Origin of the sequence: Erwinia tasmaniensis Et1/99 (genome assembly GCF_000026185.1) — a bacterium.
In the GTDB taxonomy this organism is placed as follows: Bacteria; Pseudomonadota; Gammaproteobacteria; order Enterobacterales; family Enterobacteriaceae; genus Erwinia; species Erwinia tasmaniensis.
The window spans coordinates 1,437,406-1,450,450 of sequence record NC_010694.1 but is presented as its reverse complement, the minus strand read 5'-3'; the positions used below and the strand labels follow the sequence as shown (position 1 = coordinate 1,450,450).

Sequence of the window (13,045 nt, the reverse complement as noted above, 5' to 3'; positions counted from 1 at the left end):
ACGCAGGGGGCGGCTCAACTGTCTTCGCGCCCGGTTTGACTGTTAACAACGGGCGGTTGAGAGAAACACGCCCGCTGGGGACAGATAATCAATTAACGATGGCGCACCGAGCGCAGAAACTCCTGGCGGGTATTCTGGCTGGATTTAAACAGCCCGCCCAGCGACGTGGTCGTCGTGGCGCTGGTGGCATCGCGAATACCGCGCGCCTTGACGCAGTAATGCACCGCATCAATCGAAACCGCCACGTTGCTGGTGCCGAGAAGCGTCTGCAACGCCACGAGGATCTGCTGCGTCAGTCGCTCCTGCACCTGCGGACGCGAGGAGAAGAACTGCACGATGCGGTTGATTTTAGACAGGCCAATCACCTTATCCTTCGGGATATACGCCACGGTAGCCTGGCCATCGATAATCACAAAATGATGCTCGCAGGTGCTGGTCAGCGTGATGTCACGCACCGTCACCATCTCGTCCACCTTCATCTTATTTTCGATGACGGTGATTTTCGGGAAGTTGGCATAGTCCAGGCCGGAAAACACTTCATTTACGTACATTTTGGCAATACGCTGCGGTGTCTCCGCCAGGCTGTCGTCTTCCAGATCGAGATTCAGCAGCTGCATAATTTCGGTCATATGCCCGGCAATCAGCTGTTTACGCGCGTCATCATCCATTTCACGCACCGGTGAACGCAGCGGGGTTTCCAGACCACGGGCAACCAGCGCCTGATGAACGAGTGTGGCTTCCTGACTTAACGTTGCCATGTTTTTAATCTTCTCCGGCAGTGGCGGGCCTGCAGCGTAGGGTTGAGATACGACGACAGTCCCGGCGAAATTTCGTGAGCGCTATTTTGGAACACATTCAGCGCGTAATCCAGTGAATCCCTTTAATCAACCATGAAACGGTGTCATTCAGTCACCGCCGCACGCCGCCATACCAGCAGACCGGCAACCAGCAAAGCGCCTCCGGCGATATACAGCGCCGGCTCCAGCCGCTGGGTTAAAGAGGTGGATATGGCCGACAGCAGCGGCCCCGCCAGCTGCCCAAGCGCATAGCCGGTCGTCAGTAGTCCGGCGAGATAGCGTGCGTGCTGCGGTGCCAGCTCGCGCCCGTACTGCAAAGCCAGCTGTACCACGCAGAGAAATCCGCCGCCCACCAGTCCGGCCCCCAGCAGCAGACCGCCGATGCCGGGAATGATATCAGCGGCAAAGACGCCAGCTGCCTGGAGCCACAGCACCAGCGCCAGCCGGCGATTTGACTGACCGAAACGTCGGGTGATAATACCGATGATGATACCCAGCACCGCCGCCGCGCCAAAAACAGGCCAGACAAACTGGCTGACCAGGCCGGGGAAACGTGTGGTTGCCATCTGCGATAAAAAAGTGGCGGGTAGAATATAGCCAAATCCGGCCAGGCTGTAACTCCACACCAGCCGCTTCAGCCCACGGGTCAGACGCAAAGGCGGCGCTGGCGTGTCCGGGTGGTGCAGCTCTCCGGTGCGCGGCAACGCGCGCGCAATAAGCAGCACCAGCACCAGAGCCAGCCCGCCATAGGCGGCCCACGCCCAGCCGGCGCTCACCTGATAGCCGTGCAGCATTACCGCCAGCATACCGCTGAGGAAGATGCCGGTGCCCGGCCCGGCAAAGACCGCCGCGCTCAGGCCCGGCCGCTGATGCCGGAGCAGCTGTTCATTGCTCCAGGCAGCGACCAGCACCATCGCCCAGCCGCTGGCCCAACCAATCAAAAAACGCGCCAGCGCGTGCTGCCAGGGCGTGGAGAGCACCGCCGACAGCAGCGTCAGTACTACCGCTCCCCAGACACCAGCCCGCAAACGCCACTCCACACGCCGGGTGGCGCGCATGGCGTTGAAGGAACCGCACAGATAGCCCAAATAGTTGCATGCCGCGACCACCGCCGCGCTGGTCAGCGACAGCTGATGTTCTGCTATCATTAACGGCACCTGTGGCGTAAACGCGAAACGCCCTATCCCCATCGCCACCACCAGCGCCAGAAAAGCGCTGAACGCCACACGAACTGCCATAACCACTCCTGACCGGATTACCGTTTGCCACCAGAATGCACTAAGGCTAGAATTACGGAAAGTGAATAATACACGACAAGTTAATTACGATAAGTGAACACATGGATCTGACCCAGCTGAAAATGTTCTGCGCGGTAGCGGACTGCGGCTCGATGGCGAAAGCGGCACAGCGGCTGCATCGCGTGCCGTCCAACCTCACCACCCGCCTGCGCCAGCTGGAAGAAGAGCTGGGCTGTGACCTGTTTATTCGCGAAAAGCAGCGGCTGCGGCTGTCTCCCATGGGGCACAACTTCCTCTGTTATGCGCGGCGTATCCTGGTACTCAGTGAAGAAGCGCTGAATATGACCCACGCGGGTCAGCCAGGCGGGCACTTCGCCTTCGGCTCGATGGAGAGCACGGCGGCCACGCGCCTGCCTTTGCTGCTGACCGAGTTTCACCAGCGCTATCCGGCGGTCACGCTGGCGCTGGTTACCGGTACGTCTGGCGAGTTAATTGAACGTGTACGCGCCGGAACCCTCGCCGCCGCGCTGGTGGATGGCCCGGTCAACGTTGAGGAACTCAACGGCTGCGTGGCGTTTCACGAGGAGATGGTGCTGATTTCAAGCCGGGATCATAGCGCCATCAGCCGTCCGACAGAGGCGGCAGGCAGCACCCTGTTTACCTTTAGTTCCGGCTGTTCTTACCGCGCTCGTTTTGAAAATTGGTTTCGTGCCGCCGGCGTTCAGCCGGGCAATGTGATGGAGGTATCGTCCTATCACGCGATGCTCGCCTGCGTGGCCAGCGGCGGCGGGCTGGCGCTGCTGCCCGCGGCGGTTCTGGTACAGCTGCCGGGCCACGAGCGCGTTCAACAGCATCCTCTGCCATCCGCCATGCGTGATACCGATACCCTGCTGATATGGCGGCGCGACGCGTTCAGCGCCAATATTAAAGCGCTGAAATACCTGATTATTGAACAATTTGATGCCGATACCCGCGATTAGAGGCGCTTTTCCTCAACCCGGGTTACGCTTAACCACACATTCTGCTCCCGACCGGCTAATCCCGGCCTGGAGTCACTGACAGGAGCAACATATGCAGATGATTAAAACGCGCGCCGCCGTAGCATGGGCAGCCGGTGAGCCACTGAAAATTGAAGAGCTGGATCTGATGCCACCGCAGAAGGGCGAAGTGCTGGTACGCATCGTAGCGACCGGCGTGTGTCATACCGATGCCTATACCCTTTCCGGTAAAGACCCGGAGGGCGTGTTCCCGGCGGTGCTCGGCCATGAAGGTGGTGGCGTGGTGGAGGCCGTGGGTGAAGGCGTAACCAGCGTGGCGGTTGGTGACCATGTTATTCCGCTCTACACCCCGGAATGCCGCCAGTGTAAATTCTGCCTTTCCGGCAAAACCAACCTGTGTCAGGCCATCCGTACCACCCAGGGCAAAGGCCTGATGCCGGACGGCACCACCCGTTTCTTCAAAGACGGCCAGCCGATTTACCACTATATGGGCACCTCAACGTTTTCTGAATACACCGTGGTGCCGGAAATATCGCTGGCGAAAATCAGCAAAGAAGCGCCGCTGGAAGAAGTGTGCCTGCTGGGCTGTGGTGTGACTACGGGCATGGGTGCGGTACTGAACACCGCTAAGGTCAAGGAAGGGGATACCGTTGCCATCTTTGGTCTGGGCGGTATCGGCCTGTCGGCGATCATTGGCGCGAAAATGGCGAAGGCCGGGCGCATTATCGGTATCGATATCAATACCAGCAAGTACGATCTGGCGCGTAAGCTCGGGGCCACCGACCTGATTAACCCCAAAGACTTCGACAAGCCCATTCAGGATGTCATCGTTGAGATGACCGACGGCGGCGTTGATTTCTCCTTCGAGTGCATCGGTAACGTCAACGTGATGCGTTCTGCGCTGGAGTGCTGCCACAAGGGCTGGGGCGAATCGGTCATTATCGGCGTGGCCGGCGCGGGCGAAGAGATCGCCACCCGTCCGTTCCAGCTGGTCACCGGCCGGGTATGGCGCGGTTCCGCCTTTGGCGGCGTGAAGGGCCGTACCCAGCTGCCGGGGCTGGTTGAACGTTATATGGGGGGGGAGTTCCAGCTCAACGACTTTATTACCCACAATCTGCCTCTGGAGCAAATCAACGACGCCTTTGATCTGATGCATGAAGGAAAATCGATCCGTACCGTGGTGCATTTCTCGAAAGCATAAGGAAGCAAAGAATGGCATCCACACTGGAGCTTTTAGAAGAACACCGCCTGTTTGGTGGCTGGCAGCAGCGTTATCGCCATCTCTCCACCAGCATGAACTGCACGATGACGTTCAGCATCTTTTTGCCCGGCCCGAAAAGCAGCACGCCGCCGCCGGTCGTGTGGTTCCTTGCCGGACTGACCTGTAGCGATGAGAACTTCAGCGTTAAGTCCGGGGCGCAGCGCGTAGCGGCAGAACTGGGGCTGGTGCTGGTGATGCCGGATACCGGCCCGCGCGGAGAACACGTCGCTAACGACGACGGGTACGATCTTGGACAGGGAGCCAGCTTCTATCTGAACGCCAGCGAAGCGCCGTGGGCCAGCCATTTTCGCATGTACGATTACATCAACAGCGAACTTCCGGCGCTCATTGCCGGAAACTTCAACGTCAGCGATCGTCAGGCGATAATGGGCCATTCGATGGGCGGGCACGGTGCCTTAATGTTTGCCCTGCGCAATCCGGGGAAATTCAGCTCGGTGTCCGCTTTTGCGCCAATCGTTAATCCGATGGCGGTTCCGTGGGGGCAAAAGGCCTTCAGCGCCTATCTGGGAGGGGAAACCGATGCGTGGCGGCAGTACGACAGCTGCTGGCTGATGCAAAACGGCGGTGCGGTGCTGCCGATGCTGGTGGACCAGGGTGACAGCGATCAGTTCCTTGCCGATCAGCTGCGCCCTGAACAGCTGGAGGCCACGGCGCACGAGCTGGGCTATCCGCTCACCCTGCGTATTCAGCCGGGTTATGACCACAGCTATTTCTTTATCGCCAGCTTTATTGAAGATCACCTGCGCTTCCACGCGCAGCACCTGCTGGTGCCGTAACCCACGGAGCGGAAACATGTGTCATTCCTTTACCCTTGTTCTTCGGGAATGACACATGCGTTCAACCTCTCCCTGGCATCACGGACTCGTCACATCGGGTTTTCACCGTTATCAGAGCAGCTTTCGCTCAAGGCGACCTTTAGCAACCCGCGTGCATGTTTTGTGCGCCCTTCACACGCCATACGCCCCACTCACCGTCGCTGCCAGGAGTGACGCCGTTTACCCACCAGCCGTTCAGCCATACTTTTCCGTCCCAGCTCACCTCAGTGCAGGCCTTCCCGTAGGTCATTTTTTTATCCCATTCAGGGGCCGTTGGCGCGGCACTTAGCGTAAATTTCAGCCTGTCCTGCTTAATCAGCACACCACCATCGTTGGTGGCCTTATAACGCAGTGAGTATTCACCCGCAGTCACTGACGCCAGGGGGATCTTAACGATGACACTGTTATCGTTAAGCCGTTGCTTTATCGCGCCTTTTCTTACCCCTTGACCGTCAATCACCTCTGCATCCAGCTGCAGTTTCCCCGTCGCCTTAGCGCTAAAACTCAGGGTTGATGACTGTTGCATTACCGGGCCTGCCTGCAAATCGGACACGGCCAGATCTTCCGTGGGTATTTCAGCCCCCAGCAGTTTTTCTGCCGCTCTCATCATATCGGGCTGGGTACCAATATACCTGCCGGAGCTGCCCAGCGGCGTGCCGGTTTCCGTTAACAGTTCGCGCATCTCTTTAGGCGATATCGTAACGCCGTGTTGTTTTGCTATTCCCGACAGGCCCGCCACCGCACCGGCAATAATCGGGTTGGCTGAAGACGTTCCGGAGAAGCTGGCGGTATATTGCGCATGGGGGGCGTCCCACAAGTCAGCGCCCGATCCGTTAGCGTAAGTGGTGGTCACATCTCCGCCCCAGGAAGCGCTGCCTACCGCAGAGCCATAGTCACTAAACCAGGCCGTTTCACCCGTTCTCGCATCCACCGCTCCGGCAATGACAGAACCTGAATCACGCTTACTCCGGTCGAACTTCCCGTTAAAACTCGGATGGTCGAGGTTCAGTTTTCCATTTCCCGCCGCCGTAATAACGTGGATACCGCTATCGGTGGCGGTTTTTATCGCATCAAACCAGGACTGACTGTACTCCATAGGGGCATAACAATCTTGCGTACATCCCGGCATGGTAGTAATACCTAACTGGATACCGAGCTGTATTACATCTCCCGGCTTCAGCCGTTTAACGGCCTCGATAAACAGTTTGTTGGGCGAATCGCAATAGGCAAAGCTGGCCTGATTAGCAATGCCGGTCACGCCAAAATCATTATCTTTGCCCGCCATGATGCCGACTGACATGGTATCGTGTGCGCTGATTTTCTCCGGCTTATAGCTCAATACGAAGAGGGGTTGAGGAAGGTCAAGATGCTCTGGGTCCCAGCGATCGATTTCATTAGAAAGCACGGTGATACCTTTGCCCGTACTGCCGGGATACTTTTCGTGTGCCGCAAAGGCATTGATCCCGCCCAGGGCGAAGCCGGCCTTTTTATCATCCGGTGACTTCATATAGTACTGCAGATCAACGAAAGAAGGGATCCTGGCATCAGCATCCCGGGGTGATGTCTTGCCGTTCGCCAACAAACGCCCCGTCACGCCGTTTTCAGTGGAAAAATGCTCAAGTGAGACAGGTGTCGAATCGGGATAAACCACCTCGACATCATGCTCTTTTTCTACGGAGTCAATAATGTCATTAATATAATCAATATTACGTCGCTGGTGGTCGGGCAATTTTATTTCGTAATACCGGCCCAGTCCGTTTTTGATGCTATTACTGCCCAGCCGTGAAGAGCGGGGAGCGTCATCAAAGAGCTTATTCATATGCAGCGGCATACCGTAGCTATTGTTCAGACGAATATTTTTATTATCGCCAGGCTGCACATCATTCAGGTTCAGCGCCTTCATGCCCTTTTCGCTGAACTTTACCACCACGGATCTATAATCAATCCCTTCTCCGGCATAGAAGTCGACCGTAGCCGCGGCGTTAGCCGAACAGAGAGCCATCAGGGTATATAACAGTTTCTTCTTCATTTCTTTCCCGTTTACATCGTCGATAAGGAGTAAACAGTTTATGAAGAAGGCTGTAACTGAATGAAATTAAACACTCTTAATAAAGTTTAAATTCACCGGTTGCGACCTGAAATGCCCGCCGTCGGCCCGGCGTTAAAATGCCGGTGACGCGACTAGCCCATCAATTAACACCTGCGGAACACCCTGCGAACAGCATTCAATGCGCCCTGTTACACCGTATACACGCGCAAGGCTTTCCGGCGTGATCACCTCTTCCGGCCGGCCATCGGCAATCAGCTCACCGTGTCGCAGCATCAGCACATGATCCGCGTGGCGCAACGCGATATTGATATCGTGCACCACCACCACGGTCACAATATTGCGCGAGCGCGTTTCGCGCCGCACCAGATCCATCACATGAAACTGATAGTTTAAATCGAGGGCGCTCAAGGGTTCATCGAGCAGCAACAGTTCCGGGTGACGGATCAGCGACTGCGCCAGACCGACCAGCTGTTTCTGTCCGCCGGAAAGCTGGTCAAGGTAGCTGAGCGCCAGATGCGCGATGCCTAACCGATCAAGCAGCGTCATCACTTCGGCTTCGCTGGCGGCGCTGCTGCGCCCACCGCTGGCTCTCTGCGCCACAATGATCGATTCCAGCACGTGCAGATGTACCCCGGCAGGTAAAGACTGCGGCAGGTACACCACGCGTGAAGCCCGGCGGGCAAACGGCAGCGCCGTCAGCTCTTCGCCGTTGAGCCACAGTTCGCCCTGCGCACGGTTCAACCCGGCCAGAGAACGCAGCAGCGTCGATTTTCCGCAGCCGTTCGGCCCGAGCAGTACGGTAATTTCGCCACGCGGCAGTCGCTCAACATTAAGGTTCGCGATCACCTGACGCTTCGGATAGCCGGCCTTGAAGCCGCTGATTTTCAGCCCCTGCATCAGACACTCCCCCGATGGCGCATGATAATGCTCAAAAAGAACGGTACGCCGACCAGAGACGTGACGATGCCGACCGGAATGATAACGCCGGGGATCAGATTTTTTGACACCACCGAGGCCATGGATAACACCAGCGCGCCCGTCAGCGCGCTGGCGGGCAGATAGAAACGATGATCCTCACCAAAAACCATACGTGCGATATGCGGCGCAACCAGGCCGATAAAACCAATCGGCCCGACAAACGCCACCGCCAGGGCAGAGATAATACTGATACGCAGCAGCGTCACCAGGCGCAGACGGCGCACGTCAATACCAAAGCTGATGGCGCGATCTTCTCCCAGCCGCAGTGCGGTCAGCTTCCAGGCGCTCATCATTGAGAACGGCACCAGCAGCAGCAGTGCGCCGCACAGCACCGCCAGCTTTTCCCATGATGCGCGCGCCAAGCTGCCCATTGTCCAGAAGACCAGCCCCTGCAAGGTGTCTTCGTTGGCGATAAACTGCATCATCGAAACCAGCGCGTTAAAGGTAAATACCAGCGCAATACCAAACAGCACCACGCCGGAAGTGGACACCTGGGTCCAGCGCGTGACCGCATCCAGCATCAGCGCGGCCAGCAGCGCAAAAACAAAGGCGTTAGCCGAAATAAACCACTGATCGGGAATGCCTGGAATACCAATGCCAAGCACAATCGCCAGCGCCGCGCCGAAAGCCGCTGCGGAAGAAACGCCGAGGGTAAAAGGACTGGCGAGGGGATTATTGAGGATGGTCTGCATTTCTGCCCCCGCGAGGCCCAGGCCCAGCCCAACCACCACCGCCATCAGCGCATAGGGCAGACGGATATCCCAGACGATCACCCGCGTACCGGGGTCCGCCGTTTCTGGCGACAGCAGCGCCTGCCACAGCGTGTGTAAAGACAGCCCGGAGGGGCCGAGAGTAAAGTCGAGTACCAGTGAGGCAACAATCGCCGCTATCAACACGGCCATGATCAGTACACGATGGCGCAGTAACTGATGGTAGCGTCCCATCACGCCTTGTGGTGGTACAGTGTCTGACTGCTGCACAACCTGGTCAGTTAAACTCATTCTCAATACCTGTTCAGCCTGGTTAATACTGGTGAAAAGAAGGCAAATGATAATACTTATCAGTGCTATTTGTCATATTGAATCATGCAGCAAAAAAAAGGCGCATAATCTGCGCCTTTATCCGTCGTCGTGGAACTGCTATTGATCTGAAGTCGGGAACTTCATCTCGCTGTATTTCACAAAACGGCTTTTCCGCGTCAGTCGGAAGCCCAGCCAGATCAGCAGGAACAGCGGAATACCGACGTAGGTTGCGGTTACGCCATACCAGTCAATACGGTCGGCAAGGAATGCCTGGTAATTTTGTCCGAGGGTAATCATCAGGCAGAGCACGAAGGCGAAGATCGGCCCAAACGGGAAGAAACCGGAGCGGTAAGGCAGTTCGGACAGATCGTGCCCCTGCATCATATAACCTTTGCGGAAACGGTAGTGGCTGATGGCAATGCCCAGCCAGGCGATAAACCCGGTCATTCCCGAAGTGTTCAGTAACCACAGATAAACGGTCTGGTTGCCAAACATCGAGGTCAGGAAACACAGGCCCGCAACCACGGTAGTGGCATACAGCGCGTTACGCGGCACGCCGCCTTTTGACAGTCTGGCGAAAATACGCGGCGCTTTGCCCTCTGAGGCCAGGGTGTACAGCATACGCGTGGAGGCATACATACCCGAGTTACCCGCCGACAGCACCGCCGTCAGGATCACCGCGTTCATCACCGCAGCCGCTGACAGCAGGCCGGCGTGCTGGAACACCAGCGTGAACGGACTGACGCTAATATCTTTGATATCGGTGCGCAGCAGGCTGGGATCGGTATAGGGGATAATCAGACTGATCACCAGAATGGCGAACACGTAGAACAGCAGAATGCGCCAGAACACCTGACGAACCGCACGAGGGATACTTTTCGCCGGGTCTTTAGATTCGCCGGCGGCGATACCAATCAGCTCTGTTCCCTGGAACGAGAAGCCGACGATCATCGCCACGCCAATCATCGCAGAAAAACCGCCGGAGAACGGCGCATCGCCGATCTGCCAGTTTTGCCAGCCGGCACTTTCCGCGCCGCGCAAGATGCCGACGATCATCATCACGCCAACCACGATAAACACCACAACCGTGACCACCTTAATCAGCGAGAACCAGTACTCGGCTTCGCCGAAACCCTTCACCGAGATGTAGTTAAGCAGGAAGATCAGGCCAAGGAACAGGGCGCTCCAGATCCAGCCGGGGGTATCCGGGAACCACCAGGTCATCACCAGCTGCGATGCAACCAGGTCAACGGCGATGGTCACCGCCCAGTTGTACCAGTAGTTCCAGCCCAACGCGAAGCCGAAACCTTCTTCAACGTATTTCGAACCATAGGTGGAGAAAGAGCCGGAGACCGGCATAAACGCCGCCAGCTCGCCGAGGCTGGTCATCAGGAAGTAGACCATCAGGCCAATGAGTGCGTACGAGAGCAGCGCTCCGCCCGGCCCCGCCTGTGAAATGGTTGCGCCAGAGGCGACAAAGAGGCCGGTACCAATTGAACCGCCGATGGCGATCATCGTTAAATGACGAGCTTTCAGCTCACGCCTTAACCCAGGCGGTTGTGTCGTTTTCGTGTCATGATCCATGTTTTAACGCTGCGCTCTAGCAAAATGAGGCGCGATTATAGCAACCTACCGCCGGTGGTATAGCGCTAACACCGTTTTATAAGTTTGCTTCATGATCGGCTGGCGATTATTAGAAAGGCCGTCTTTCACTGCCGGAAATCAACGCAACAGCGGCGCAATGAACGCGCCCTGTTAATCTGTCTCTTCCGTGCAGTAGCTAAGAAAGCGGCGGAGAGCGTTAGAGATATGCTTCTGGCGATGATGAATACGGTACAAGGTACGTTTCAATGCGGGTAGCGGGATTGCCACTTCAACCAGGGTTCCCAGCTCCAGCTGTTCGGCAATCGCCCGGCGCGACAGGCAGCTGATGCCCATTCCGTGGCGCACCGCGTTTTTGATCGCTTCGGAATTTCCTAGCTCCATCGCCAGCGTAAACCGTGGCAGATGTGACAGCAGCAGGTAATCAACGATTTCACGCGTGCCTGAACCCTGTTCACGCAGGATCCAGGGCGCGGCGGCCAGGCTTTGTAGCGATATCGGGCGACTGAAAATATCCGCGCCCGGCGCGGCAAAGACCACCAGCTCATCTTCCTGCCAGGGCTCACTGACCAGCTCCGGCCTGTGGCAAGGCCCCTCTATCAGACCGATATCGACGCGAAAATCGGCGACGGCGGCGATCACATCCTGACTGTTGCCCACGTTCAGCTCCAGCGGCAGGCTGGGAAAATCGCGACGATAGCGGGCAATCATGCCCGGTAACAGATAGTTGCCAATGGTGCTGCTGGCCGAGAGGCGGATCGCGCCGTTGTCTTCACGGAACAGCTGCTCGATCTCCTGCGCCTGCTCCAACAGCGCCACTACCCGCGGATAAAGCAGCCGACCATGCTCATTAATCACCAGCCGCTTGCCTGCACGGTCAAACACCTGCACGCCAAGCTGCCCTTCCAGATCCGCCAGCGCCGCGCTGACCGCAGACTGTGACAACGCCAGCACCTGTGACGCCTGGGTGGTTGAGCCGTTTTTCAGCACTTCGCTGAACACTTCAAGCTGGCGTAAAGTAATGTGCATTGCCTGTTCCTTTTATGATCTGCCGCTGCACAGCATCAGCCCGTCGGCAGACGTTGCTTTATCACTTATAGTGGTTGGTTATAAATATATAATCAATTTCTCTTTTAAGCCAGCAGCGCCCATGATGAGGGTATTGCAACAGGAGAAGCATGATGAGCTTAATGACCCCTTCCCTCCCCTCACCGATCCTCACCCGCCACATCCCCGGCCTGGTGATGGCTGTCACCATCGCCGTACTGGCCACCTCGCTTGGCAACCTGCCGCGCGTGGCCGCGCTGGGGCTGGGGTCGTTAACGCTGGCGATTATCGTCGGCATTATCGTGGGTAACACCTTTTATTCACGCCTGGCATCGCGCTGTGACAGCGGCACGCAGCTGGCGAAGCAGCAGCTGTTACGCGCCGGGATAGTGCTGTATGGCTTTCGCCTGACGGTACAACAGCTTACCGATGTCGGGATAAGCGGGGTGTTGATCGATGTGCTAACGCTGGGCTCGACCTTTATTCTCGCCTGCTGGCTTGGACAGCGTCTGCTGAAACTCGACCGCGATACCAGCTGGCTGATTGGTGCCGGTAGCAGCATCTGTGGTGCTGCCGCCATTCTTGCCACTGAACCGCTGATCAAAGCCGATACGGCCAAAGTCGCCGTGGCTATCGCCACCGTGGTGATTTTCGGCACGTTAGCGATATTCATCTACCCACTGATGTGGCCACTGGTCAGCCACCTGCTACCGCTGCTGAGCGCCGGTGAATATGGCGTGTACATTGGCTCAACGATGCATGAGGTGGCACAGGTGGTCGCCGCCGGGCACGCGATTGGCCCCGATGCGGAGAACGCTGCGGTGATTGCCAAGCTGCTGCGCGTGATGCTGCTGGCCCCCTTCCTGCTACTGCTGGCGGCACGGGTACAGCGCAGCGAAGGCCCCGGCCGCAGCGGCCCGATCGCCTTCCCGTGGTTTGCCCTGCTGTTTATCGGCGTGACTTTATTTAACTCACTGCACCTCCTGCCAGCATCCTGGATCGCCCACATTACCCAGCTGGATAATCTGCTGCTGGCCACCGCGATGGCCGCGCTGGGGCTGACCACCCGCATCGACGCGCTCAAGCGTGCCGGGTTTAAACCGCTACTGCTGGGGCTGTTCCTGTTTATCTGGCTTATGGTCGGCGGCGGGGCGATCAATCTGCTGGTACAGCATTTGCTGGCATAATTTCACGCGCTTTCCGGTTATCATGGCCT

The 13,045-nt window shown here is 57.4% G+C and carries 11 protein-coding genes; 4 read left to right on the top strand and 7 right to left on the bottom strand.

All coding sequences use genetic code 11. The annotated features are described in order from the left end of the window. Positions 1 to 92: 92 nt before the first annotated feature. Both folE and ETA_RS07520 read right to left on the bottom strand, forming a co-directional pair. Positions 93 to 758 (bottom strand): GTP cyclohydrolase I FolE, encoded by a 666-nt coding sequence (folE, locus tag ETA_RS07525; RefSeq protein ID WP_012441028.1) that lies wholly within the window; start codon positions 756 to 758, stop codon positions 93 to 95. Positions 759 to 901: 143 nt separating this feature from the next. Then, positions 902 to 2,035, bottom strand: coding sequence for a YbfB/YjiJ family MFS transporter (locus ETA_RS07520; protein ID WP_012441027.1), 1,134 nt, complete (start codon positions 2,033 to 2,035; stop codon positions 902 to 904). A gap of 101 nt (positions 2,036 to 2,136) precedes the next feature. Here ETA_RS07520 and ptrR point away from each other — a divergent pair, with 101 nt between their 5' ends. From ptrR to fghA, 3 genes are all read left to right on the top strand, one after another. Next, positions 2,137 to 3,015: a putrescine utilization regulator PtrR gene (ptrR, locus tag ETA_RS07515; RefSeq protein ID WP_012441026.1), complete on the top strand. Its 879-nt coding sequence runs from the start codon at positions 2,137 to 2,139 to the stop codon at positions 3,013 to 3,015. Positions 3,016 to 3,106: 91 nt separating this feature from the next. After that, a complete protein-coding gene (locus tag ETA_RS07510; RefSeq protein WP_012441025.1) occupies positions 3,107 to 4,234 on the top strand; it encodes an S-(hydroxymethyl)glutathione dehydrogenase/class III alcohol dehydrogenase in 1,128 nt (375 codons plus the stop codon). 11 nt (positions 4,235 to 4,245) lie between these two features. Beyond that, positions 4,246 to 5,091, top strand: a complete 846-nt coding sequence (gene fghA / locus ETA_RS07505; protein ID WP_012441024.1) for an S-formylglutathione hydrolase — start codon at positions 4,246 to 4,248, stop codon at positions 5,089 to 5,091. Between the two features lie 139 nt (positions 5,092 to 5,230). Here the strand turns inward: fghA and ETA_RS07500 are convergent, their stop codons facing one another. From ETA_RS07500 to yieE, 5 genes are all read right to left on the bottom strand, one after another. Beyond that, entirely contained in the window at positions 5,231 to 7,159 is a 1,929-nt protein-coding gene (locus ETA_RS07500; protein WP_012441023.1) for a S8 family serine peptidase, read from the bottom strand. A gap of 132 nt (positions 7,160 to 7,291) precedes the next feature. Further along, a complete protein-coding gene (locus tag ETA_RS07495) occupies positions 7,292 to 8,077 on the bottom strand; it encodes an ABC transporter ATP-binding protein (RefSeq protein WP_012441022.1) in 786 nt (261 codons plus the stop codon). Further along, the gene (locus ETA_RS07490; RefSeq protein ID WP_012441021.1) at positions 8,077 to 9,159 is read right to left on the bottom strand and encodes a FecCD family ABC transporter permease; all 1,083 of its coding nucleotides are present in this window, start codon (positions 9,157 to 9,159) and stop codon (positions 8,077 to 8,079) included. The genes ETA_RS07495 and ETA_RS07490 overlap by 1 nt, the downstream gene beginning before the upstream one ends. A 138-nt stretch (positions 9,160 to 9,297) precedes the next feature. Then, complete coding sequence (locus tag ETA_RS07485; RefSeq protein WP_012441020.1) at positions 9,298 to 10,764, bottom strand: amino acid permease; 1,467 nt, start codon at positions 10,762 to 10,764, stop codon at positions 9,298 to 9,300. 171 nt (positions 10,765 to 10,935) lie between these two features. Continuing rightward, the gene (gene yieE, locus ETA_RS07480; RefSeq protein WP_012441019.1) at positions 10,936 to 11,811 is read right to left on the bottom strand and encodes a DNA-binding transcriptional regulator YeiE; all 876 of its coding nucleotides are present in this window, start codon (positions 11,809 to 11,811) and stop codon (positions 10,936 to 10,938) included. Between the two features lie 149 nt (positions 11,812 to 11,960). On the opposite strand from yieE, the gene ETA_RS07475 reads away from it, so the two are divergent. Next, a complete protein-coding gene (locus ETA_RS07475; RefSeq protein WP_012441018.1) occupies positions 11,961 to 13,016 on the top strand; it encodes a YeiH family putative sulfate export transporter in 1,056 nt (351 codons plus the stop codon). Positions 13,017 to 13,045: the final 29 nt, after the last annotated feature.